The sequence below is a fragment of the Kaistella sp. CFF1-2 genome, assembly GCF_059509915.1.
The window spans coordinates 433,275-457,664 of sequence record NZ_JCAKLF010000002.1 but is presented as its reverse complement, the minus strand read 5'-3'; the positions used below and the strand labels follow the sequence as shown (position 1 = coordinate 457,664).

19 protein-coding genes and 1 tRNA gene are annotated in these 24,390 nt (G+C 36.4%); 8 read left to right on the top strand and 12 right to left on the bottom strand.

Features of this window, described 5'->3' with window-relative positions:
• The first annotated feature begins 78 nt into the window (after positions 1-78).
• A complete protein-coding gene (gene porW / locus AC5XHR_RS07215; protein WP_495950107.1) occupies positions 79-2,586 on the top strand; it encodes a type IX secretion system periplasmic lipoprotein PorW/SprE in 2,508 nt (835 codons plus the stop codon).
• Between the two features lie 30 nt (positions 2,587-2,616).
• Here the strand turns inward: porW and tnaA are convergent, their stop codons facing one another.
• The 3 genes from tnaA to AC5XHR_RS07200 are packed head-to-tail and all read right to left on the bottom strand — an operon-like array spanning position 2,617 to position 5,253.
• Positions 2,617-3,993, bottom strand: coding sequence for a tryptophanase TnaA (tnaA, locus tag AC5XHR_RS07210; protein WP_495950106.1), 1,377 nt, complete (start codon positions 3,991-3,993; stop codon positions 2,617-2,619).
• A gap of 57 nt (positions 3,994-4,050) precedes the next feature.
• A complete protein-coding gene (locus AC5XHR_RS07205) occupies positions 4,051-4,668 on the bottom strand; it encodes a DUF502 domain-containing protein (RefSeq protein ID WP_495950105.1) in 618 nt (205 codons plus the stop codon).
• Positions 4,669-4,671: 3 nt separating this feature from the next.
• On the bottom strand, positions 4,672-5,253 hold the full coding sequence (locus AC5XHR_RS07200) for a MiaE family protein (RefSeq protein WP_495950104.1): 582 nt from the start codon (positions 5,251-5,253) through the stop codon (positions 4,672-4,674).
• A 168-nt stretch (positions 5,254-5,421) separates the two neighbouring features.
• Here AC5XHR_RS07200 and AC5XHR_RS07195 point away from each other — a divergent pair, with 168 nt between their 5' ends.
• On the top strand, positions 5,422-5,664 hold the full coding sequence (locus AC5XHR_RS07195) for a hypothetical protein (RefSeq protein ID WP_495950103.1): 243 nt from the start codon (positions 5,422-5,424) through the stop codon (positions 5,662-5,664).
• A gap of 30 nt (positions 5,665-5,694) precedes the next feature.
• On the opposite strand, the gene AC5XHR_RS07190 is transcribed toward AC5XHR_RS07195, so the two are convergent.
• Positions 5,695-6,783 carry an acyltransferase family protein gene (locus AC5XHR_RS07190; RefSeq protein WP_495950102.1) on the bottom strand — a complete coding sequence of 363 codons (1,089 nt, stop codon included), beginning with the start codon at positions 6,781-6,783 and terminating at the stop codon, positions 5,695-5,697.
• 167 nt (positions 6,784-6,950) lie between these two features.
• Here AC5XHR_RS07190 and rplU point away from each other — a divergent pair, with 167 nt between their 5' ends.
• Entirely contained in the window at positions 6,951-7,547 is a 597-nt protein-coding gene (gene rplU, locus AC5XHR_RS07185; protein ID WP_495950101.1) for a 50S ribosomal protein L21, read from the top strand.
• 14 nt (positions 7,548-7,561) lie between these two features.
• Entirely contained in the window at positions 7,562-7,819 is a 258-nt protein-coding gene (gene rpmA, locus AC5XHR_RS07180; RefSeq protein WP_495950100.1) for a 50S ribosomal protein L27, read from the top strand.
• 519 nt (positions 7,820-8,338) lie between these two features.
• On the opposite strand, the gene AC5XHR_RS07175 is transcribed toward rpmA, so the two are convergent.
• The 7 genes from AC5XHR_RS07175 to AC5XHR_RS07145 all read right to left on the bottom strand — a co-directional run bounded on the left by AC5XHR_RS07175 (position 8,339) and on the right by AC5XHR_RS07145 (position 16,614).
• Positions 8,339-10,642: a DUF5686 family protein gene (locus AC5XHR_RS07175; RefSeq protein WP_495950099.1), complete on the bottom strand. Its 2,304-nt coding sequence runs from the start codon at positions 10,640-10,642 to the stop codon at positions 8,339-8,341.
• A 165-nt stretch (positions 10,643-10,807) separates the two neighbouring features.
• Positions 10,808-11,089, bottom strand: a complete 282-nt coding sequence (locus AC5XHR_RS07170) for a hypothetical protein (protein ID WP_495950098.1) — start codon at positions 11,087-11,089, stop codon at positions 10,808-10,810.
• Between the two features lie 102 nt (positions 11,090-11,191).
• Positions 11,192-13,546: a glucosamine-6-phosphate isomerase gene (locus tag AC5XHR_RS07165; RefSeq protein ID WP_495950097.1), complete on the bottom strand. Its 2,355-nt coding sequence runs from the start codon at positions 13,544-13,546 to the stop codon at positions 11,192-11,194.
• A 377-nt stretch (positions 13,547-13,923) separates the two neighbouring features.
• Positions 13,924-13,997, bottom strand: a tRNA-Asn gene (locus AC5XHR_RS07160).
• A gap of 84 nt (positions 13,998-14,081) precedes the next feature.
• A complete protein-coding gene (gene rseP / locus AC5XHR_RS07155) occupies positions 14,082-15,563 on the bottom strand; it encodes an RIP metalloprotease RseP (protein WP_495950096.1) in 1,482 nt (493 codons plus the stop codon).
• 110 nt (positions 15,564-15,673) lie between these two features.
• Positions 15,674-16,150 carry a hypothetical protein gene (locus tag AC5XHR_RS07150; RefSeq protein ID WP_495950095.1) on the bottom strand — a complete coding sequence of 159 codons (477 nt, stop codon included), beginning with the start codon at positions 16,148-16,150 and terminating at the stop codon, positions 15,674-15,676.
• Between the two features lie 29 nt (positions 16,151-16,179).
• Complete coding sequence (locus tag AC5XHR_RS07145) at positions 16,180-16,614, bottom strand: DUF6646 family protein (protein WP_495950094.1); 435 nt, start codon at positions 16,612-16,614, stop codon at positions 16,180-16,182.
• Between the two features lie 111 nt (positions 16,615-16,725).
• Between AC5XHR_RS07145 and AC5XHR_RS07140 the strand changes: the two genes are divergently transcribed.
• Positions 16,726-17,487 (top strand): amidohydrolase, encoded by a 762-nt coding sequence (locus tag AC5XHR_RS07140; protein ID WP_495950093.1) that lies wholly within the window; start codon positions 16,726-16,728, stop codon positions 17,485-17,487.
• Between the two features lie 65 nt (positions 17,488-17,552).
• On the opposite strand, the gene AC5XHR_RS07135 is transcribed toward AC5XHR_RS07140, so the two are convergent.
• Positions 17,553-19,751: a glutamine synthetase III family protein gene (locus tag AC5XHR_RS07135; RefSeq protein WP_495950092.1), complete on the bottom strand. Its 2,199-nt coding sequence runs from the start codon at positions 19,749-19,751 to the stop codon at positions 17,553-17,555.
• A gap of 242 nt (positions 19,752-19,993) precedes the next feature.
• Between AC5XHR_RS07135 and AC5XHR_RS07130 the strand changes: the two genes are divergently transcribed.
• The 3 genes from AC5XHR_RS07130 (at position 19,994) to AC5XHR_RS07120 (ending at position 24,390) form a co-directional block, all read left to right on the top strand.
• Entirely contained in the window at positions 19,994-21,667 is a 1,674-nt protein-coding gene (locus AC5XHR_RS07130; RefSeq protein ID WP_495950091.1) for a DUF6909 family protein, read from the top strand.
• A gap of 107 nt (positions 21,668-21,774) precedes the next feature.
• Entirely contained in the window at positions 21,775-23,619 is a 1,845-nt protein-coding gene (locus AC5XHR_RS07125) for a M1 family metallopeptidase (RefSeq protein WP_495950090.1), read from the top strand.
• Between the two features lie 12 nt (positions 23,620-23,631).
• Complete coding sequence (locus AC5XHR_RS07120; RefSeq protein WP_495950089.1) at positions 23,632-24,390, top strand: type III pantothenate kinase; 759 nt, start codon at positions 23,632-23,634, stop codon at positions 24,388-24,390.

Sequence of the window (24,390 nt, the reverse complement as noted above, 5' to 3'; positions counted from 1 at the left end):
GAAATTTGATGCTGTTTTGGTCGAAAAATATTCGTTTTCAAGACAATAAAATCAGATTTCTAGAGTTATCAATTCACGATGAAGAAAAATTTAGTTCTCTTTCTTTCGATACTGACCCTTCTTGCGTGCAAAACGCAATATAAAAAACCGAGCACAACTGTTGGGCTGAAAGGTTTTTACTCCTATTACAACACGATTTTTAACAGTAAAGAAGCTTTACAAGAAGAAATTGCGACTCGTAAAAAAGCACATCAAGATAATTATTTCGCTCCCTATATTCGGTTGCTTACAAGTGATGAACAGCCATTAGGAACAGATTTCGATGGAGCTAGCTCACCTTTTGGTGAAGATGAAGGCGCCATGATGGGCGGCTTGGGCGTTCCTCAAGGAAGTAATTCAACTAAAATCGTGAGCGTTCTTCAGATTTCAGAAGCGAAAGCGTTAAAAGCGATTGAGAAATATTCCGTCATGAAAAACGGGCAGCAGAAGAATAAAATGCTTTTTGATGCTCATATTTTGTTGGCTCAGGCGCGTTTGTATATGGATAAACCGTTGGAAGCATTAGATGCGATTAATTATCTTTTGGTGAATATGAAAGAAGACAAGGATCTTCCTTTGGCAAAAGTGTATCAAGCGCTTGCTCTAACCAAAATGAAGGATTATTATCGCGCTGAAGAAATTTATTTGGCATTACAAAATGATTCCAAATTAAAAAAATCTCATGCGAGATTAATGTCCGTTTATTATTCGGAAATGCTTTTGGATGCAGGAAAAAATGAAGCTGCGGTTGAAGAATTAGCCAATGCTTTTACATTAAATAAAAATAGAGAATTACGTTCTCGTATCGCTTATTTGCGAGGTCAAATTTTAAATACACTTCAAAAGCCAGAAGAGGCTCGCGAAAGCTTTACGACGGCGTATAAATATGCAAATAATTTTGAATTTGAAGTAAAATCTCAAATCGAAATTGCAAAAACTTTTCAAGGAAAGTCCGATGACTACGAGGATGCTAAAAAATACATAGAATCCATCAGTAAAAAAGGAACGTACGGTTCTCGTAAAAATGAATTTTATTACGCTTTGGGTTTAATGGCTCAAAAAGCCGGTAAATTAGATGAAGCAGATGCGTATTTTAAAAAGTCAATTTCAGAAAAACAATCGGATCCACAGATTCGTGGACTAACTTTCTACGAAATGGGAAAAGCATTTTTTGATAAAGACGATTATATTTCTGCGGGAGCCTATTATGATTCGGCTTTAGCGGTAATGAATTATCCTCCAACGCGTGATCAAGTGACTTCGTTGTCAAAAGACATTAAGAAAATTACAGAAAACTATTATCTCGTTAAAAAGAATGATAGTATCCTTTCCCTTGCGAAAATGCCAGAAGCGGAACGGGTTGCTTTTTTTAATAAACATATTGAAGCGCTAAAGAAAAAAGACGAACAAGAAGAAATTGAACGTCGAAAAGCAGAACGCGCAAAAGGGTTTGAAACAAGTGATATGAGTTCCAATTCCATTTTTGCAACAACAAATAATTCAAGTTTTCAGGATTTTGACACGAAAGGCGGGAAAGGCGGTTTTTATTTTGCCAATACCAACACTGTAAGCAAAGGAGCAAATGAGTTTAAACAAATTTGGGGAAACAGGGCTCAATCCGACAATTGGCGTGTTTCAACAAAAACAGCTTCTATTGAAGATGTTAAGAATGAAGCCATGGGTGTTTCGTCCGTTAAAGATCCTCGACGTTATGAACCCGATTTTTATATTGAAAAAATCCCAACAGATCAGCAAACTTTAGCGTCATTAAAAAAAGATCGTGATACAGCGAGTTTAGGTTTGGGGAGGATGTATGAAAACTTCTTTTCTAAGACCGAATTATCCACCAAAACTTTGTATGATTTGGTGGATAATCAACCAGAGCAAGATTTGAAACTGCAAGCGTTGTATCAGATTTTCGCGATGAATTATCAGAAAAATCCAAAAGCGGCTGAACGTGCCAAGAATATACTTCTACAAGAGTTCCCTTATACATCGTATGCCGAGTTTGTGAAAAATCCGCAAAGCACCACTTTTTCACCATCTTCTACAGAAGTGGAAGGGGTTTATAAAGAAGCTTTTAGTTTGTACTCACAAGAGAAATATCCGGAATCGATGCAATTGATTTCTCAATCGTTGGAGAAGTATCCAAAAGATGCATTAGTTCCGAAATTTGCTTTATTGAATGCTTTTAACACTGGGAAAACGGCTGGGAAGGAAATTATGATTTTGCAATTGGAGCAAATCGCATTGAACTATTCTAAAACGTTAGAAGGACAAAAAGCAAAAGATATGCTCAATTATTTGAAGAGTGATTTAAGTATGGAATTAACGGATGCGCAAGGGAATACTGTTGCTAGTCCGCAAGCTCCAGCGCAAAACCAAACTCCTGTAGCGGCGCCTCAAAATCAGGGGGATGCTCCTGCTGGTCACTTGGGGCAACCTTCGCCTCCTGTGACCCCTCAAAAACCGAATACATCTAAGCCGAATACCAATGGTCCTCCAAAAAGACCACCAAACACAACAACAAGCGGTTTTGAATCATAAAAAAGGGAGCAATTTGCTCCCTTTTTATTTTTATACTTCTTCTAGTTTTACAGTGAAATGTCTCATAATAGGCGCTTCCCAATTAATTTTATAGCCTTTAGTGATTTCGTATCGTCTTTCGAAAAGGTTTTTCAAAGCAACAGCGATATACAACATGTGATTGTTAGAATACGTTCTCCTTGGAATTGCCAATCGCAATAATTCCAATTTTGGATAGCGGTTTTCACGAGTTTCAGGATCTCGATCGGCTAATATGGTTCCGATTTCAACACCACGAATTCCCGCTTCTTTATAAAGCTCGATTCCTAAGGTTTGTGCAGGAAATTCTTCTCTCGAAATATTCGGAAGGAATTTTAACGCATCAATAAAAATAGCGTGTCCACCAATCGGTTTTTGGAAAGGAATTCCGTATTCCATTAATAATCCGCCAAGATATTCGATTTGTGAAATTCGACTATGGAGATAATCAAATTCCGTAGCTTCGTTCAAACCAACTGCTAAAGCCGCCATATCTCGACCTGCTAGTCCGCCATAGGTAAGGAAACCTTCGTAAATAATGACAAACGTAGACGCTTTTTGGTACAATTCTTCACTTTTCAGGGCAATAAAGCCACCAATATTTACCAAACCATCTTTCTTAGAGCTCATGGTCATTCCATCACCGTAAGAAAACATTTCTTTGCAGATTTCCTTAATGGTTTTGCTTTCTTGTCCTTGCTCTTTTGTTTTAATGAAATAGGCGTTTTCTGCAAAACGAGCAGCATCAAAAATCACAGGAATACCATATTGGTTTGATAGTTCTCGAACTGCTTTTATGTTTTCCAAAGAAACCGGTTGCCCACCCGAAGTATTACAAGTAACCGTAATTAAACAAAACGGAATTTGCTCTTTTGGATGGGTTTTGTAGATTTTTTCTAGTTTATTTAAATCAATATTTCCTTTGAAAGGATACAAGTTTTCGATATCAAACGCTTCATCAATGGTACAGTCAATGGCTGATGCTTTTCTGAATTCAATATGTCCTTTTGTCGTGTCAAAATGCGAGTTCCCAGGAACGACATCGCCTTCTTTTACTAAAACGGAAAACAAAACGTTCTCTGCAGCACGACCTTGATGTGTTGGTAAAAGATAAGGGAAACCTGTAATTTTTTCAACGGCTTGATGAAGTTCGTGGAAGGATTTTGATCCTGCATAACTTTCGTCTCCAGACATCATGGCAGACCATTGTTTGTCGCTCATAGCGCCCGTTCCCGAGTCGGTTAATAGGTCAATAAATACTTTTGAACTTTCTAGGTTGAATAAATTGTAATGAGCTTCTTTAATCCATTGAGCTCTTTCTTCTGAGGTGGAAATTCTAATTTCTTCCACCATTTTAATTTTATACGGTTCTGCGTAAGGTAATTTCATAGATTTTTCGTTAAATGTTTGTTTGATTTTTTAATTTCAACAGAGATTTAACGAATATCATTCTGGTGCCTTAAATATATTTTCATCGCTATGGAAACCAGCAACACCGCCACTTACGGCAAATTTCATCGCTGAGGCAGCACTCATTCCGACAACGGGTTTAATGTTTTTTTCTTCGGTAACGATTACCCAACCTGAAATTGCATACGAATGTGGAAGGTAAACAGCAACATAGTTTTGCTTTTCTACAGCTCCCATTTCTTTTTGAGTCAAAAAGCCAATGCGCCAAACTTCGGGCTGTTCATTGGTTTTCACCCAAACGGGATCGTTGAATTTTTTCTTATCTCCAACAAATGAAGACATCACATCTTTTGTTGGTGAATAAATGTGTTTTACACCCGGAGTTCTTTCCAATAAAAAGTCGATTTGATCAAATATAAATCGGCCAAAAACGAATTTGTTTCCTAGGTAGCCTAAAACGGCTGTGAATGCGATAACGCTGATGAAAACCAAGCCAGGAAAACGCATGGAAATGGAAGGGATCAAATTGTCTATTGACGTAATGATGTACCAAATCACGAAAATAGTGAGTGCAAATGGCCCAATAATCATCAGTCCCTGAAAAAAAGATTTCAAGAACATGTTTAGTGCTTTTTCCCAGTTCGTTTTTTCCATCCGTTAGCCGTGAATGGTTTCTTTGTTTCCGTATGATTGGATGATTTTGGCTTCGTGTTCTAGCCATTCTTCCCAACGTTGATTCACTCTTTCAGGGTCGCCAAGTTGTCTTGCAAAGCCAATAAAAGTTGTATAGTGATTGGCTTCCGAAATCATCAGTTCACGATAAAAAACCTTGAGTTCTTCATCTTTAATATTTTCTGTAAGGACTTTAAATCGTTCGCAACTGCGTGCTTCAATCATCGCTGCAAAAAGCATTTTGTCCACGATCAAATCATCACGATTTCCCCCTTTTTGAATAAAATTAACCAATTCATTTACATAATCATCTTTGCGCGTTCGCCCGAACGAGTAGCCTCTTTTTTTGATGATTTCATGAACTTGATTGAAGTGATCAAGCTCTTCTTGAGCAATGGCCAATAACTCGGTTACAATTTCTGGATATTCAGGAAGCATGGTAATTAAACCAATGGCATTGGTTGCCGCTTTTTGTTCACACCACGCATGGTCCGTTAAAATTTCTTCTAAATTTCCTTCTGCAATATTTGCCCAACGAGGGTCTGTAGGTAACTTCAGCTTAAACATTATTAAAAATTTAGCGTAAAAATAAGGATAAGAAATTGAGATTTAAAGACTTTTAAGAATTTTTATATAATTAACACGGAATGAACGCGGAATCCTAAAAAACTTCTAACATTGTATTGCAAGTGACACGTAATGAATACGAAATATTAACCCAAAAAATAAACTAGTATGGAAACAAAAAGTATGATCCCAAACCTGTATTCTAAAGTTTTGGTGTTTTTAAGCACCGTTTTATTTTCGTTTATGACTTTTGCTCAAGATAAGGAAGGTTCAGCTGATGTTAATGTCACTACCACGACAACATCTACAGAAACAGAATGGTACACCAATCCTCTATATCTGGTTATTGGAGCCGTTGTTTTAATTATTATTATCGCTTTAATCGCAAGAGGAGGTGGTAATAAAAGTTAAACCAAAACCCATTTTTGATTGTTGAAACCGCTATTGAGCGGTTTTTTTGCGTAAAATTTCTAAGGTTTTCCAGCCAAAAGCATCTACTTTTTTCAAAAGTTCGGCAATAACAATAGCTAAACCAATATTAATAGGGTAGATGATTAACATTAAAACAACCCAATTCATTTGATCTTTAAGTGGAACAACTAAAAAATAGACTATTGAAGAGCTGATTCCTTGGGCAAAATAATAGAAAATGGCGTTTTTCCCTATGTAGCAAATGAAATTATTCTTTTCAATTTTTAATCGATTATAAAGGACAAATAAGGTTGTCAACGAAAATAAAGTCCAAATGATGTACGGAATTTTAGGCGGAAACTTCTGCTTGTTGATTTTATAGAACATGTCGGCGCCGTAATACCAAAACATTCCAAAAAGAGCTACCGCAACCAATCCGTAAAGAACAGGAATCATTTTTGTTGGTATTTTTTTGCCTTTCAATTGATGCGCAATTAAGAAAACAGCCATGTAGAACGCCACATAACCTACTTGTCCTGAAGGATAATATTGTGGGAAAATGTTGAAGATGATGGTTAAACCAAAGCAAAGCCCAATAAACCAATTGATATGTTTTGGAAAGAATTTAAGAATAAGAACTCCAAAAACCGTTAGAATAAAATAGACTTTCAAATACCAAAAGCTACCCATTACTACTGGGAATGTGTCTGCATTTGAATAAGAATGCAAATACCAGTTTCCTAAATTCTGCCATTGAGGTTCGTAGGAAATGTTTTGTGGAACGTATTTAGACCCAAATGTTGAATAGAAATCTTTGAGCCATTGCAAATCAAAAAATGAAAGTCCGAAAACCTTAAAGAACCAATCCATAAAGAAAAGGAAAGTCACGAAAATCATGTACGTAATTTGTAATTTCAGTAAGCGATAAAACGTTTTTTCGATGTTATTGCCCGAAGTTATACCACTAAGCGCGTAAAAAAGAGCCACGTCGAAAACCAAAGACAAAACACGTATTTCTGGTTTGATGTAGAATTGACCCGACCAAAAAGCCGTGTGTATAAAGATAATAGAAAGAGTTGCAAGTCCTTTTGCAAAATCAATATAGAGATCTCTTTTCATCGTTTTTCGTTGAATTTATATGAGGGTAAATATATCATTTATGACTAAAATAGCATATTTATTCTCGGAAAAATCAAAAAAAAGAATTGCAAGTGTTTGTACATCAATAATTATTGTTATCTTTGCACCTCGAATTATATAGAATAACTAACAAAAATTTATAAACAATGTTTGCAATTGTAGAAATAGCAGGGCTTCAATACAAAGTTGAGCAAGACCAGAAGTTGTTTGTGAACCGTTTGAAAGGAGAAAAGGGAGATAAAGTATCTTTCGACAAAGTTCTTCTTACTGTAAACGGAGCAATCACTGTAGGCGCCCCAGCTGTAGGCGGTATCACTGTTGATGCCGAAATCGTTGATCACCTAAAAGCGGATAAAGTAATCGTTTTCAAAAAGAAAAGAAGAAAAGGATACGCTGTAAAAAATGGTCACAGACAATCATTAACGCAAATCGTTATCACAGGAATTACTGGATTTGACGGTGCTGCTAAGAAGCCAGCTAAAAAAGCGGCTCCTGCAAAAGAAGAAACAACAACTTCTAGCAACCCAAACTCTGATCACAAAACAGTAAACTTCGGTGAAGATCACGAATTGAACTATCACTTAAAGAAAAACAACCTTTCTCAGTCTAAAGACAACAGAGAATTGTTGATCACTTTAGGAAAAGCATTGAAAGTTGAGTTGGAGAAAAACATCCTAACTCACGAAGAAGTTGATGCGCTTATCGAAAAGCACATTACTGAATTTAAAGCACTTAACAAATAAAACCGTAGAATAAAATGGCACACAAAAAAGGAGTCGGTAGTTCCAAGAACGGTAGAGAATCTCACTCTAAAAGATTGGGTGTAAAGATTTTCGGAGGACAAGAAGCAATCGCGGGTAACATTATCGTGAGACAAAGAGGTACGCAACACCACCCAGGTGAAAACGTGGGAATGGGTAAAGACCACACTTTATTTGCTCTTGTAGATGGAAAAGTAGTTTTCAGAAAGAAAGCAAACAACAGATCTTTTGTATCTGTAGAGACTAACGCGTAATTTAATAAAACGCTATATAAAAATCCTGCACTTGTGCAGGATTTTTTGTTTTATGTCGATGGATAGATTTAGGTGAGAGATGCTGTTAGGAGGATGAAAAATTCTATTTTATCTTTATTTTCCAATACAATATTAGAAGTAATTGGTGTTATTTCAATGTGAGTGTGTTGGTGGAGCGGTATTCGTTATATAAATATCGTATGCTTCAACGGATAAAGCAATAAGAAAAAGGATATTCAAAAATAAGGCGCATAATAACACTCTTCTCTTATATTCTAGATCGATAAATTTTAATAAGCTTATACTTATTGAGAGTGTTAGTATTATTAAGAATGGAATAATCATTGGCATCCAATCAATATGTAGAATCCAGTTTGACTTTTTTTCAGGACTTATTGGGATGTAATAACTACCTATTAAAAAGACAGTTAACTGAATTATAATCAAAATTACATTAATTAGTAAATGGGTATTTGTTGCTTTGTTATTTGAGTAACTATTCACGATTTCTAAAATGTATTAGAAATTAATCTGAAAGCCAGCTTTAATGCCGAATTTTGAGATATCTGGTTTGTTGAGGTAGTTTCCTCGCCAGTTGAAGTCTACACGGAAGATTCTAAAGTTTCCTAGTCCGATATTCTCAATCCCGAAACCGTATTCAAAATAAACCTGTTGATCTGGTGCAGAATATTTCCAATTTTCAAGATTAATATTCTTTGAAGCATCATTAAGGGTTCCGTAAGCGGCTCGGAAAATCCCGATTTCGCGAAGTTTCAGCTTCTTAATCAAGGGGATGTACGAAAGTATCTTTCCATTAAAATGATGTTCAAAATGCATCGTTGCATACGTATCTGCAACAAATTCGTAATAATTAAGCTGCGAAAACGTATTTGAAGCCAAACTATACGATTGGTTTCCTGGAATGACATTTTGTAATGCTAAAGGAACGGTGTCGAAGTTTTTCCCCGCTTCAACGGTAATAATTGATTTTCCCCAAGTCGCTAATAAAATCGGCTGGGTATATAAAAACTGCAGTTTGTTATAATTGAAATCCGAATTAAACAAATCCTCAATACCACGGGTATATTTCAAAACGAAGGTTGGATTCAACGCTGTGTGTTCGTAGCGATCAACTCCCGTTTGTGAATATTTTGCTTTAGGTCGAGCAATTAAACTTAAGGTTACGTGGGAGTCATTCACGGTTTTTCTCAAAACATCGTCTCGATAATAATGTAAATTGAATCCAGGATTTGCAGAACGAATACTTTGCATCGTTCCATCTAGCCTAATTTGAAAGTTCTTAATTGGTTCTATTGAAGCAAACACGTTGGTTTGATTAACATCGCTTAAACTTGCGTTTTCACCACGAGCAAATAGAGACGACGACGCAAAAGAACGGGACATAATCCCATCATCGTTGGTCAACTGAACTCCAAGTTGCATAATATCTCTTCGGGTTCCAGCACCGATAATTAAGCGGTTTTTTCTATTGATAATGCCTTTGGCTTCTGCTCCGTATTTAAATTTCTGATCTTTAAAACCATACGCTCCGTATCCTTGAATTCTCCAAGGATCATTTTGAGAAAAATACGTTCTTGCTCCTAAACGAAGTCGAGTTCCTTCAACATCATTAAATCCAAATGTAGAATACAAATCTCCAATATCAATGACTTTTCCAACATTGAAATAGCCAGAACCTAAGGTTTCGTAGAGTTTGATAAAACGTTTAAACTTCGGAACATCATTCAGTTGATCAAGCATTTCGTAAACACCCGATTCCGATTTGCTTAATGAATCCGTTCGGCTAGTTTCCCAGAACTCATCTCCCTTTGCTAAGCTTGCGTTGGTTTTGGGTTCTTCTTTCGTTTCGAAAATTTTGTCGTCTAAAGGTTTGTCAAATTCATATCCTGAGTATTTTACCGTCTTTTTAGACGTCATCCCTTTAGCGTTTTTGTTTTTCGATGTCAGCGAAAGATCAAATTCCATATACGTTCGGAATGGTAAAAATGTCTCCAAATCCGGGTTTGAGTATTCAAACTCTGCATAAACCTGATTCACAAAGTTGACATTCATTTTATGCGTAGACTTCAACGTCACCTTAACAACCGCGTACGTGCTTGTGGAAATGTACAAATAGCCTTTAAATGCGAGAACGTCTTTACGTTTTGGTTCATACGAAATGGTATAAACTTCTTCGCCACCTTCAGTTGTGTTGTCTAATAATTGATATTCGTACGTACTAAATCCATCTGTGGAAATTGGACTTTGAAAACCAATATTGAAGAAATTAATCGTGTTGTCGTAGATGTTGATTTCTTTGAAAAGGTTTTTCGCCGTTAAAGCAAGCGTTTCGTTTTCTTCGAAGCCAGATGTTTTTTGAGCAATAATTTCTTTTTTGCTCTGTTTATTTGGTTTGTTTTTACCAAAATTTTTATAAACGGATTCGTTTAGGAAAACGGGTAGTGCTAGCTTTCCATTTGCAGTAGAATCGGCATAATCGAACATGAAATCAATCTTGTTGAAGATTTTCTTTTTCATGAACGCGGAATCGATATTGTTAAGATCGAATTCTATTTTCTCGTATTCGTCGAATTGGTAGGTTGTAAATTTGTCGAGACCGTTATCTTTCTTACGTTTCCAAACTTCTTTAAGAATAGCGTAGGCGGGATTTTCTTTTTTGTTTTTGTATTTAACCGTTTTTTTACTTAGCGTTACGGCTTCGATTTCCTTTGTAGCAGCGGAATCAGCTTTCTTTTGTTGCCCAAAAGATAGCAACCCAAAGCATAGGAAAATGGTGAAGAAAAAACGGTTCGTCATATACATAAAAAAAGTCCTTTTTACAGGAACGTGCAAAGGTATGCATTAGCTTACTAAAACTATGCCTTATGTTGTTTTGAAACCATTTTTTTATGATTTTTTTATGAATTGAAGTAAAGGAAAAAGCCAATATCGAGAGATATAGGCTTTGTGTATGTCATTTGCTTGAGTTTATTTCGCAAGTTTAACCGAACTTCTAAAATAATCTTGCATTTTTTTTGTAGCGTCTTTTAGCTTATTAGTGCGGCTTTCGTGCAAAGCGTTCACTTTTTTCGTAAGATCTTTCAAGGTCATACGAAGAAGTCGCATTTTCGCAAGACTGCTTCTTTTTTTATTTTTTCTGCTGTTTGACTTCGTTGCTTTGCTCGATTTTTCCACCATTTCATAGATAGATTGGTTCGAGTTGACAATGTTATGAGATTCCTCAACTAGCTTTTTAAGATTCGACTCCATACGTTCTCTTTTTTTGAGGTTATTTATTTGATTTTCTTACTTACCTAAGATACAAATTTTTTATTGATGAAATCACAAACTGCGAAATGTCACAAATTTCCTTTATAAATCGCCTATTTCAGTGATTCCCTCCATGATTGATTCTAGTTGTTCAGCAATTTCAATAAACTGATTAACGGTCAACATTTTGGTATAAATCATTCCGTGAGTTGCTTTTAGCAAATGTGATTTGTTGAAAATGAAATAATCTTTCCCCAAAACCAATTGAATCTGACGCATTTGATTCACCCATGTTTTTTGAGCCACATCACTGAATGTTCCGTCGTATTCATAGCTTGGGAAAGAAGCGTCAACTTGCGTGATATAACTTTCTTCAAACGAATTCTGCAAAATATGAAGATCATTCAACGTTACAGGAACGATAATGTCTGCTTCTGCAGGATGATATCGGAACCAAACATTTCGGTAGCCCATGATTTTTACGTGCGAAAGATCTTTTTCTTTTGACCATTCTTTAACGGCTCCAGCAATGGCTTGCAGCACTTTGTAATGCGTGTCTGGTCCACTTCCTTCAGGATCCATAACCAAACTAATCATCGTGGGTTGATATTGTCTAAACTGATCTAAAATTGGAACAATGTCTCGGTTTTTCTCAGGCTGTTCCGTAAAGATTTTCCCTTTATAAAACCCTAATCGTAAATGATGAACGTTACTTACCGGAATTCCATAATGTCCCCAAACCAATTCTTCTTCAAACTCACGAATCATACCTTTCAGTTTTTGAACGTCCGGTGAATTCACGGAACCAGGATAGGTTTCTTCCAAATCAACAATGATTTCCTTGATTTTCACAACAACTTCTTCTTCAGATTTCGGATGGTAAATATCGGTGACAATTCGTACCAAACGGTGAGCAAGTCCACGATCTTTTTCGTATTGATTTTTCTCTGAAACGCCATCTAGGAAGTGCGAAACGTCTTTTCCCCACCAATCGTTAAATCCAGCTTCAAAATAGTTTTCCATTTGAAGCATCTGAACTTCTCCCGCAGTGATGAAGTCTAATGTATTGTATAAGGATTTGATGACGTATGCGTTCGTTACCGCATTAAATCCACTTGTTAACACCGAAAAATGCAATTCGTTATTCGGTTTGCTTACTTGGAAATTAATATACGGCATAATTCCAAGAGGAATATCGTCGTGATGCGGTCCTGTATGATAAACAACTTGATTGTCTTCCGCATCCATTCCTGCTTCAAGCTTACGTAAAACAATATCGATGACTTCGTTTTTCGTGTTTTCTGATAAATTTGGAATTAATGAACAGTATTTATCCGCCTTTAAATCATCTAGCGTAAGATCCGAAACGTATTTCTGAAGTTTTAAACTTAAATCAATAACCGAGCGAAGTGTTTTTTCTTCTGACCAAACATCATTTTGATAATACATTTCGACACGATCTTCAAGAAGTTTTGCGGCACCAATAGTTATGTAGAAACGGCTGTTCTTGCAACGTTGCAATACACTTGCGGGATACGTAACATCTATAGGGCTTTCAAGCGAGTTTTTGATAATTTCGGCTTTCGATTCACCAGCAGCAAAAATTAGAGCTACTGCGTCTGGATTGTAGGTGATCGTTTCCAAACCAATAGTAATTACTAATCTGTTTCGTGAAATTTCAATTCCACCTAAATCCCCAGCGGAAGCAGCTTGCGTTTCGAAGTTTGTACTTGTCAATCGGGTTGTTGAAAACGTATCAGAACCTTTGATGTTGAATGCAATATGACCATCAGGGCCAATTCCGCCCAAAAAGAAGCCAATTCCGCCCAAAAAGAAGCCAATTCCGCCTTTGTCTCTAATTTTTTGTTCGTACTTTGAACACCAATTATCAATGATAAATATAGATTCTTGCTGAATTTTTTCTGTTTTTGTTTTGGCTTCACGATAGCGTAAAGAAAGGTCAATGGAGTAGTCTGGGAAAACTTCTTTGAAGTGTCTTCCTTCATATAATGTGATTTCATCCGAGTTAATAAGCAATGCGTTTTCGGGGTTTAGTCCAAAACCTTCAATGTAATATTTGCTTACGTATTGATGAAAACTGTTGTGTTGATCGGGAGATATTGGGTAGAACTCATCGATTTGAACAAAATGCAACCCGCTAAGATCTGGTTTTGAAATATGGCTTAAACCATAAGTGTCACGATATTTTTTGCCAGTTTCATTGTCCCAGTTTGTAAGTAGAAATTGCGTGTACTTAATAAAGAACTCAGGCGTTTTTCCAGTTGGTAAACTAATGACTCCATTTGGATTTTCGCTTACCCATTCTAAAAAGCGTAAAGCGGTCATTAAACCAAGTTTTGGAAAGTTGTCTACGGTGATGTAAGGAATTTGAGTTGAAATTTTTGGCGCACCAGATTGTTGGTAGAACGATTCTTCTACTTTTGAATTGAAATTCATAAATGTTTTGTGTTGTTTTGGTGAGCTTTAAAATTACATATTCCTGATGAAACACAATTAAAAAAGTTTGGTTTTTTTTAAATATGCAGTTTTGTAAACTTTGAGAATTGATTTTGAAAGATATTATATCTGTAAAATAGTGCTTTTGTCTTATTTTGTTATTATATTTTGCCTTGTTCAATACCCAAGTTGAGTGATGATTTCAAGGAATGGAGACCTAGTTTTAAAATAGAGTGTACCTTTTTGTATGCCTTTATTAATTAAATCTGTATGAAATTTAAACACTAGCACAATCCAACAAATCCCCAAAAACTCTTGTAAACTCTTAAAAGATAGTATAAAATAAAAAAAGACTTACATTTCTGTAAGTCTTTTTGCTCCTCCTGCTGGGCTCGAACCAGCGACCCTCTGATTAACAGTCAGATGCTCTAACCAACTGAGCTAAGGAGGAATGTCCTTTGTTTTAAGTGGTGCAAATATATAACGAAAAATGATTCACACCAAATATTTCTAGAACTTTTTTTAATCTTTTTAATTAAAATTTCCCAACTATAAGCTTAAATATGTCATTTCCAAATATTAACACCATTAGGCCAAGTAAGAAAATAACTCCAATCATTTGGGCATTTTCTAAAACTTTCTGCGGAACAGGCTTTCCTGTGATCATTTCCCATAGTGTGAAAATCACGTGACCGCCGTCTAATCCTGGAATTGGAATCAAGTTAATGAAGGCTAACCAAATTGAAAACATTGCTGTAAATGCCCAAAATGCATCCCAATCAATTGAATAATTATTGTGCGCATCTTTTGAAACCGGCATTTGATTGATGATTCCGATAGGGCCTGATACATTTTTGTATCCTTTAACCTTTTTATTGAAAACCAATTTGAATGATTTAATTTGATAGGTTAAACTTTCAATAGTTTGTGTAAAACCACGGGTAACAGATTGTCCAAATGAATAATCTTTGTGAGTTTCGTATTTCAATAACTGCTTGTAAGGAAGAACTCCAATAGTTCCATCTTCTTTTACCGGTATAGTAAGATCAACTGGATTTCCATTTCTCAAAACTTGTAAATCAACTGTTTTTCCAGCTTTTGGTCTAACTAATGGAGCAAGTTCATCGTTGAATTCAATTTCTTTCCCATCAATTTTAGTAATGATATCGCCTTGTTTCAATCCCGCCTTCAAAGTACTTTCGTGTATAATCGTGTCCATAACAGGCTTGATTCTTGGTGAAAGAAAGCCTCTTGGGTCTGGAGATTGGAAAGCTTCTGCTTTTCCTTCGTCATTCGTCTGGAAAGTTACTTCTTTACCGTCTCGTAAAACAGTTACGTGATCACTTAATAAAACGTCAAGAGCCAATTTTCTAAAGTTTGGTTGAACTTTACCATCGACAGTTAAAATTTCATCACCGTCATGGAAGCCCATTTTTTTGGCTGCTGTGGAGTATTTTAAAGGTTCCGTAATTTTTGAAGAATCAAAAATAGATTCCCCGTTTTTGAACACCAATGCGGAAAAAATGAACCACGCTAAGAAAAAGTTAACGGTAACACCTCCTAACATGATAATTAATCGTTGCCAAGCCGGTTTGGATCTGAATTCCCAACTTTGAGCAGGTTTTTTCAATTGCTCAATATCCATGCTTTCATCAACCATTCCGGCGATTTTTACATAGCCACCCATCGGCAGCCATCCAATTCCGTATTTGGTGTTTTCAGGATATTTTCTCCAATCGTCGTCCGAAAGTTCATCTAAATCAAGTGGAACTTCTTTTTTCTCGCCATTTACTTCAATAACTTTCGTGTCTGGAAGGTTTTTCGAAAAGAATTTGAATTTCCAAGAACCTTTAATTTTCTTCATTGAGAAAATTGAAAACCAAGGGTCGAAGAATAAAAAGAATTTCTCTGCTCGAGTTCTGAACCAACGAGCTGGTAAAAAGTGCCCGAGCTCATGTAATACGACAAGAATTGATATGCTTAGTACAAACTGAAATATTTTTAATGCTAATTCCATTAATGTATTTTAAAATTAAAGATTTGCAAATGTAAGGATTATCAAAACTATGCCAAAGAAAAAGACCCTCGTAAAGAGAGTCTTTTTGTCTTATTTTGAAATAGTTCTACTTAGTTAAAAGTATATTTAAACCCTAAGCTAAATCTTCCTGCTTCAAAATTTGAATCGTTTGTAAGGTTCCACCAAGGCTTCCAGTCAAAATGCATTGCCAATGGAGCAGATGGAATTTTGTACTCAAGTCCTAGTTGTGGTCTAATTGCAACAAAAGTTTTGTCGTTGTTTCCTCCGTTTACAAAGCTTAACTGAGGACCAACACCAACGTACCAGCCTAAACCTCTAGCACCACCGATGCTTTGGTTATACGTATAGTCGGCTCCAATAGTAGTAACATTGTCACCGAATAAAACCTGTACGTTACCAGCATTTTTTCCATCAAAAGAATGTTTGTACTGAGGCCCAACTAAAGTTTGGCCATCTCCTAAATCGATTGCAATACCTAAAGCATTTTTGTATTGTTGAGCGTTAACATTAGCTGTACCCACAGCTGTTACAAGTGCAATTGCTGCAAAAGAAAATAAGTTTTTCATAATATGTTTTTTAAAGTTTATTTAAATTTTTAAAGATTAATGCTTAATCCTAAGCCTCCACGATTTCCAACTTCAATAAAGGCTCCAAATTTTTCTGTAAAGAAATAACGGAACCCAACATGAGCTCCAAAATCAAATGAGTTTCCAACAATTCCCATTGTGATTCCTGGATAAATATCCATTCGGTCATCTAGATTTAAGGCGTCTTGAAGGTGGTAGTTTGCTCTACCATGAATGGTGAAATCCGAATTTTCGTTTTTATCACCAAAAAAGAAACCCACTCCTGCTCCAACAGATATCGCATCTGCAACACCATAATCATAGCTTCCTTTGATTCCTAAACCTTCACTACCATAGATGTTTAAAGCGACTTGTGCTTTTTGATCACCTTTGCCACTCCATGCTTGCGAAAATGCCATTTGACTTCCTACTAAGAGCGCTGCTCCAATAAAAAATTTCTTCATATTCAATAATCTTTTTTATCTCTAACAAAAATAAGACCATTTTATTTTCTAGTTTAACATTATTACGGGAAAAATTTATAATTTTAATCGGTGTTTATAAAAGATATTGTGATGACCTGTTTAAAAATTACAGCCCTGAATTTGGATATTCAGTGGAAAAACCAAGAGGAGAACTTTGAATTAATTTCGAAAGAAATTCAAAATGTAGAAACGGACGTTTTGCTCCTGCCAGAGATGTTTTCCACGGGTTTTTGTATGGAGCCCGCAGAGATTGCTGATGGTGATGAAGTGACTTTGAATTGGATGAAAAATCTAGCCCATAAACGTGGTTTCGCTGTGGCGGGAAGTGTTTCAATCGCTGAAAATGGGAAATTCTTCAATCGCTTCTATTTTGTTGAACCCAATGGACGTTATCATTTTTATGATAAACGGCATTTGTTTTCATATTCTGGTGAAGATGAGGTGTATTCAAAAGGGAAAGATCGGGTTGTTTTCAATTATAATGGCGTTAGGATCTTGCTTCAAGTATGTTATGACCTTCGTTTTCCGGTTTTTGCGCGCAATATAAACGATTATGATTTGGCTTTATATGTTGCTAATTGGCCTGAAGCTCGAGTTGATGCTTGGCGAACGCTTTTGAAAGCACGTTCTATTGAAAATCAAGCCTATGTTTTTGGGGTGAACCGAATTGGTGTCGATGGAAATAATCTAAAGTATGAGGAAAGCACCGATTGTTATTTCCCTGACGGAAGTATTGTTTCTGAAAAAAAAGGGGATTTAGTTACGGCTCGAGTGGATTTGGATGTTTTGGATGTTTTTAGAAAAAGATTTCAATTTCTAAATGATGCGGATTCGTTTCAACTAGATATTTAGTTTTCGATAGTTTTTTTCAAATTGAATAAAAAAAAGCCGCACTCAGTGCGGCTTTTTGTTGTTTATTATCTTGTGAACAAAAGTTCTCTGTATTTGGTCATTGGCCAAAGCTCGTCGTCTACCATCATTTCTAATGCGTCTGAACCTTCGCGAATCACATCAAACAAAGGCTTTACTTTGTTACAGTAAGCGTTAGCTTGTTTGTGAGTGTCAGTGGTATTTTTCGCAGTTTCCTTTTCTTTAAGAAGTTCGTCAACTCCTAATTTGATTTTAGAAACGTTTTCGGAAATCTGAGTAATCAAACTGATTTGCTCTTTTCCTAAAACCTTAAATTCTTTATCACCAAAGATTTCTTTAAGACCTTTTACGTTCTCAATTAATCTGTTTTGATAATTAAGAGCCGCTGGAATAATATGGTTTCTTGCGATATCAGCCAAAACTCTAGCTTCGATGTCGATAACTGTTGAATATTTCTCGAATTTGATTTCGTTTCTCGCTTCGAATTCTCTGTGAGAATAAATTTTTAGTTCTTCAAAAAGCTCTGAAAATTTTGGATTTAATTCTTGCTTTAAAGCTTCTGGTGTTGTTTTGTGATTGTTCAATCCTCTTTTCTTAGCTTCTTTTGCCCAATCGTCAGAATAACCATCACCTTCGAACAAAATTGTTTTTGATTGTTTGATGTATTCTCTCAATACATTAAAAATCGCTTCGTCTTTTTTGAGTCCGCCCTCGATTAATGCATCAACTTCTGTTTTGAAAACTCGAAGTTGTTTTGCAGCGATGGCATTCATCACCGTCATTACTTCCGCACAGTTTGCAGAAGAACCAACCGCACGAATCTCGAATTTATTTCCTGTAAAAGCGAAAGGCGATGTTCTGTTTCGGTCTGTGTTGTCCAAAAGGATTTCAGGGATTTTACCAACAACGTTCAGTTTTAATTCTGTTTTTTCTTCTGGAGATAATTTCCCGTCGGTTACTTTTTCAAGTTCTTCCAAAACGCTAAATAGTTGACTTCCGATAAACGCAGAGATAATTGCTGGTGGTGCTTCGTTAGCTCCCAAACGGTGATCGTTACTTGCTGAAGCAATACTTGCTCTCAACAAATCTGCATAATCGTGAACCGCTTTCAATGAATTCACGAAGAATGTCAAGAACTGTAGGTTTTTCTTTGGATTTTTCCCTGGACTTAAAAGGTTTTCACCTGTATCTGTCGCCAAACTCCAGTTGTTGTGCTTTCCACTTCCGTTAACACCTGCGAAGGGTTTTTCATGGAATAAAATATGGAAATGGTGTTTGTGTGCAATTCTCGCCATAATGTCCATCAGCAAAGAGTTGTGGTCAACTGCAACGTTACATTCTTCAAACATCGGCGCCAATTCGAACTGATTCGGAGCAACCTCGTTGTGGCGTGTTGTAACTGGAATTCCCAACTTCATACATTCGATTTCCAATTCTTTCATGAAGTTCATCACTCTTGTAGGAATGGATCCGAAATAATGATCATCTAATTGCTGTCCTTTTGCTGGTGAGTGTCCAAGCAATGTTTTGCCCGTTAACACCAAGTCTGGACGAGAAATATATAAGGCAGAATCTACCAAGAAATATTCCTGCTCCCAGCCTAAAGTTGGTGTTACTTTTGTGATGTTTTTATCGAAATAAGCTTTACAAACGTCTGTAGCAGCTTCGTCAACTGCGTTTAAAGCACGTAGTAAAGGTGTTTTATAATCTAAAGTTTCGCCTGTGTAAGAGATAAAAATCGATGGGATACAAAGTGTTGTTCCCATGATAAATGCTGGCGAAGTTGGATCCCAAGCTGTATAGCCTCTTGCTTCAAATGTGTTTCTAATTCCCCCATTTGGGAAAGAAGATGCATCAGGCTCTTGCTGAATTAACATTCCGCCGTTGAAACGCTCGATCGCTCTGTCGCCTTCAATTGGTGTAAAGAATGAATCGTGCTTTTCTGCAGTTGTCCCTGTTAATGGCTGAAACCAGTGCGTGTAGTGCGTTACACCTTTGGACATCGCCCAATCCTTCATGGCAACTGCAACTTGATCTGCAATATGTCTTTGGATTTGAGTTCCTTTTTTGATTGCATCCATAATAGAATTGAATGCTTCTTTTGTTAAATACTCTCTCATAGTGTATTCTGAAAACACGTTGTTGCAGAATAATTCTGAAAGTTTTACGGGAACGTCCACGAAATTGTCTTTTCTGTAATCTCTAAATGGAAGTTCTGCTAAGGCTTTAAATCTTAATGTTGACATCAGCTTATATTTTGATAGGGCAAATTTATAAAAAAATTGAAAAAAAATTCAATTACCCCTATTTTTTTTAGGGGTGTTGTACAAATTTAACATTTAAATTTGGTTTCCGATCTCATTAATGAAGGTTCATATAAATGTAATCGCCTTTTAATTCTAGATTCTTTAGTTTTTAGTAAACTTGTGAAATTTTTAAACATTAACTATATTCCGTATCTTTGTCGACTTTTCTAAAATCAAAATCTATGGCAAATTCAAGAGCAAGAGAAACTACAGAAGCAATTGAGAAACTTTATGTATCAATGCGTCACCTTTTTTATAGAGGCTTTTTCAAGCCGTCAGGAATCTCAGGAGAGTCTTTACGATCTCTTTTGATGATTATTGCGCCTGAAATTTACGGTTCCATGGGAGTTCCTAATAAGATAGAACTCGATGGACTTTTGTATGTTCTTGATCGTTTGCCTGAAGGTATTGAGGAAACACCTTTTGTTCATTTAACATCAGATGAAGGTTTTGAAAAAGGAAGTTTTGAAGTGATTGTTCCAAAAAAACGTCGTAGAAATTGTTATCGTATCGACGAGTATCAAATGAATATTGAGGTTTTGTTGGGAAGATCAGAGATTTATGATATCCTAACGCACCTTACCTTCTTATATATAGAAGCGGATAAAATCCGTGAACTTGCTTATAATAAAGATGAAGAATACAAACCAACACGCGCTTGGCATATTATTGAAGAGGTTGCTATTGGTGAGAAAAAATACAGTCGTAAAGAAAAAGAAGTTGCTTTAATTCACCTTTCGTCGCTTTTAGGAAGAACGTTTGATGAGACTTTAAATGCATATCATAGTTTTGGGGATGATCAGAATCCAGATCGTTTGTTCAAAATCATTTATCATTTAGGAAGAGCGAGTTTAGATGATTTGTTAGGAATTCGTGAGCGTGAAGTTTTCTTCAGTGCGATTTTGAGAGAGCGAGTAGGTCATCACTTGTTTGGTGATCGCTGGGCGAATAATGTAAAACGTGTTTTGGTAGAAAACCAGTTGCAAATGCGTCCACTTCACATTATTTCGGCAAATATGCACTCGGTGAAGAACATGATTTACGGAAATGATGCATTAGGAAAAAAATCGGATGGAACGGTCGATTACAAAATGTATGAAGAAATCAGCAATAAGAAGGCGCTTCAAGATAAAGTTTTAGATTTTTCATCCAAACAAGGTTTGATTTATATTGATGATCAAAGTGGAAGTAACATCGATGTTCAGATTATCGATTTGAGCAAAGTGAAGTTGAAAAACACACCGTTTGCAAAATCTAATTTCTCCGGTGATGATGTGGTTTTGGTTTTTGATTATGCGTTTGGAGAGCAGGCGTACGAAATCATGGACGAATTACTTAGACCGTACGAAAGTGCAGGAGAAGTCTATACCATGAAGGTGAAATCTATTTCCATTATGGGGAAAGCAGGGATTTTGGAAGGCACGAAAGGCGATATTATGATTCCAACGGCGCATATTTTCGAAGGAACTGCAGATAACTATCCTTTTAAAAACGCATTAGAGCTTTCTGATTTTGAAGATGATGAAATCAAAGCCTACGAAGGAACGATGATTACCGTTTTGGGAACTTCGTTGCAGAATAAAGATATTCTCTCGTATTTCATGAATACATCGTGGCGAGCAATTGGACTAGAAATGGAAGGAGCGCATTATCAGAAGGCGATTCAGGTGGCTTCAAAAATTAGACATCACATTTCCGAAGACCTTTTCCTTTGTTATGCGTATTATGCTTCGGATAATCCATTAGAGACGGGAAGTACATTATCTTCGGGGGGGTTAGGATTGACGGGAGTAAAACCAACCTATATGATTACCATGCGAATTCTAGAAAAAATCTTGAATTCAAGTACAAAATAAAATACAGAAATCAGTCGATTTTTAGAAACTGTAACCTTGAAAACCTCGTGTTTTCAAGGTTTATTTTTTAAATATTGCTTATCTTTCGACTCAAAATTGTTGAAATCATGAATAAGCAGTTATTTTTTCTATTTGTTATTTTAGGTTCTTGGCTCTCGGCGCAGCGAGCTCCTTATTATCAGCAGTATGCGAAATATAAGATGGAGATTGATGTGGATGCACCCAATTTTACATACACGGGGAAGCAAACGTTACAATACACCAATAATTCTCCAGACGAATTAAAAGAAGTGTATTTTCATTTGTATTGGAATGCGTTTCGACCAGGTTCAATGATGGATCAGCGTGTTCAAAATCAAGGAAAAACCGGTGATAGCCGATTGCATAAAGACGGGATTTCTCGTTTGTCACAGATTCCGAAAGGGGAAGAAGGTGCTCAAAACATCCATTGGATCAAGCAAAATGGAAAAGATCTGAAATTTGAAGTTCAGGAAACCATTATGAAAGTGTATTTGAATACACCTATCAAACCCAATTCTTCGACAACATTTACTTTAGAATGGGATACGAATATTCCATATCAAATTCGTAGAGCAGGGCGTAATAACCGCGAAGGGGTTGATATGACGATGACGCAATGGTACCCAAAAATAGCGGAATATGATTACGAAGGTTGGGCAACATTTGACTACATCGGAAGAGAATTCCATGCACCTTTTGCTGATTTTGATGTAAGTATTAAAATCGATAAAGACTATGTTGTTGGAGCAGGAGGAACGCTTCAAAATCCATTAGAAGTAAAAGGATATTCTTCGAATGCGAATGTGAAATTCGACGATCAAAATAAAGCAGTTTGGAAGTGGAATGCGAAAAAAATGTTGGATTTTGCTTGGGCAGCCGACAAAGATTTTTCCGTGGATAGTTTTTCAATTATTGACGGACCAAAAGTATATTACGTTTATCAAAAATCCGATAAAACCTTATTTTGGGAACAGTCTAAACCCTATGTAACGAAGTTTTTCCAATTGATGAATGCAAATTTCGGCAGATATCCGTATCCATCGTATTCGTTTGTTCAGGGTGGTGATGGCGGTATGGAGTACGGAATGGCAACGATGATGTTGGGTGAAGCGAAAACTTTGGAAGGCTTAGTCGGTTTAATGGTTCACGAAGGGGCACATTCCTGGTTCCAGCAGGTGGTTGCAACCAACGAAAGTATGCGTCCATGGATGGATGAAGGCTTTACAAGTTATGCTGAAGATTTTGTCATGTATCGCTTGTTTCCTCCAAAAAATCCAATCCCGAACCCGTATGTTCCGGCGATTAATAGCTATGTAAAATTTGTAAAAGGTGGTTTAGAAGAGCCGGCGGTTTGGTTGGCCGATCATCACGATAACGGGAGCGCGTATAGCGTTTCTTCCTACACGAAAGGAGAGTTGTTTTTAGTACAACTTGGATACATTGTTGGTGAGCAAAAAGTAAATGAAATCATGCGTGAATACTATCGTTTGTGGAGTTTTAAACATCCTAATGAAACCGATTTTATGCATATCGCACAGAAACTTTCAGGAATGGATTTGAAATGGTTTTACCATTATTGGATCAACACGACAAACACCATTGATTACGCAGTAAAAAATGTAGTTTATGGTGATGATGAAACGACCATAACGTTAGAAAATAGAGGAACGCTTCCGATGCCTATTGATTTTTCAATTTTGACGAAGGATAAGCAAGTTGTAAATTATCAAATTCCACTAAATATGACTCATACGTGGAAATCTAAAGATATCTATGGTGATTTTAAAACACTTTCGTACTGGCCGTGGACTCAAAAAGAATATACGTTTACGATTCCCTATTCAAAAAGTCAAATCAGTGCTTTAGGAATTGATTTTTCTAAGAGATTAGCGGATATCCATCCAGAAGATAATTTGGTTGAAGTAAAATAATTGAGGAAGCGTATGAATTCAATTGTTATAAATATTGGAAATACGAACATCCGTTTTGGATTGTTTGACGATGATAACTGTGATATTTCTTGGGTGCTGAATACAAAGCCGTACAAAACAACAGACGAATTGTATGTGCAGTTTTTAATGCTGTATCAAACCTATAAAATCGATGTTGACTCTATTGAAAAAGTCATCATTGGTTCGGTTGTTCCGCAATTAACAAACGTGGTGAAAAGCGCTATAAAGCGAATTCATAAAGTGGATCCTGTAATTGTTGATCGAACAACAAAATCTCCTGTTGAGCCCAAATCCAAACAAATGGGAACGGATATTTACGCCAATTTGGTGGCGGCCCATTTTGTGTATCCGGATCGTACGAAGATTATTTTGGATTTCGGAACCGCATTGACAGCAAGCTGTTTGAGTAAAACAGGTGAGACGTTAGGTGTTATTATCGCACCTGGAATTATAACATCATTGAATAGCTTAATTCACGACACCGCGCAGCTTCCCGAAATTGAATTGGTAAAACCAAAATCCGTTCTTGGTTTGGATACGATTTCTTGTATGCAAAGCGGGATGGTTTACGGCTATTTAGGAATGGTAGAAGGCTTCATTGATCGAATCAACAACGAGGTTCAGGAAGATTGTTTTGTGGTTGCAACAGGAGGCGTTTCACACGTTTACAAACCACTAACGGATAAAATCCATGTTGGAGACCGACTTCACACCTTAAAAGGCTTGTATTATTTAGGGCGAGATCTTTAG

Coding starts and splice junctions, on each gene's coding strand:
- porW (WP_495950107.1), top strand. CDS start 79: ATGAAGAAAAATTTAGTTCTCTTTCTTTCGATACTGACCCTTCTTGCG.
- tnaA (WP_495950106.1), bottom strand. CDS start 3,993: ATGAAATTACCTTACGCAGAACCGTATAAAATTAAAATGGTGGAAGAA.
- AC5XHR_RS07205 (WP_495950105.1), bottom strand. CDS start 4,668: ATGGAAAAAACGAACTGGGAAAAAGCACTAAACATGTTCTTGAAATCT.
- AC5XHR_RS07200 (WP_495950104.1), bottom strand. CDS start 5,253: ATGTTTAAGCTGAAGTTACCTACAGACCCTCGTTGGGCAAATATTGCA.
- AC5XHR_RS07195 (WP_495950103.1), top strand. CDS start 5,422: ATGGAAACAAAAAGTATGATCCCAAACCTGTATTCTAAAGTTTTGGTG.
- AC5XHR_RS07190 (WP_495950102.1), bottom strand. CDS start 6,783: ATGAAAAGAGATCTCTATATTGATTTTGCAAAAGGACTTGCAACTCTT.
- rplU (WP_495950101.1), top strand. CDS start 6,951: ATGTTTGCAATTGTAGAAATAGCAGGGCTTCAATACAAAGTTGAGCAA.
- rpmA (WP_495950100.1), top strand. CDS start 7,562: ATGGCACACAAAAAAGGAGTCGGTAGTTCCAAGAACGGTAGAGAATCT.
- AC5XHR_RS07175 (WP_495950099.1), bottom strand. CDS start 10,642: ATGTATATGACGAACCGTTTTTTCTTCACCATTTTCCTATGCTTTGGG.
- AC5XHR_RS07170 (WP_495950098.1), bottom strand. CDS start 11,089: ATGGAGTCGAATCTTAAAAAGCTAGTTGAGGAATCTCATAACATTGTC.
- AC5XHR_RS07165 (WP_495950097.1), bottom strand. CDS start 13,546: ATGAATTTCAATTCAAAAGTAGAAGAATCGTTCTACCAACAATCTGGT.
- rseP (WP_495950096.1), bottom strand. CDS start 15,563: ATGGAATTAGCATTAAAAATATTTCAGTTTGTACTAAGCATATCAATT.
- AC5XHR_RS07150 (WP_495950095.1), bottom strand. CDS start 16,150: ATGAAAAACTTATTTTCTTTTGCAGCAATTGCACTTGTAACAGCTGTG.
- AC5XHR_RS07145 (WP_495950094.1), bottom strand. CDS start 16,614: ATGAAGAAATTTTTTATTGGAGCAGCGCTCTTAGTAGGAAGTCAAATG.
- AC5XHR_RS07140 (WP_495950093.1), top strand. CDS start 16,726: ATGACCTGTTTAAAAATTACAGCCCTGAATTTGGATATTCAGTGGAAA.
- AC5XHR_RS07135 (WP_495950092.1), bottom strand. CDS start 19,751: ATGTCAACATTAAGATTTAAAGCCTTAGCAGAACTTCCATTTAGAGAT.
- AC5XHR_RS07130 (WP_495950091.1), top strand. CDS start 19,994: ATGGCAAATTCAAGAGCAAGAGAAACTACAGAAGCAATTGAGAAACTT.
- AC5XHR_RS07125 (WP_495950090.1), top strand. CDS start 21,775: ATGAATAAGCAGTTATTTTTTCTATTTGTTATTTTAGGTTCTTGGCTC.
- AC5XHR_RS07120 (WP_495950089.1), top strand. CDS start 23,632: ATGAATTCAATTGTTATAAATATTGGAAATACGAACATCCGTTTTGGA.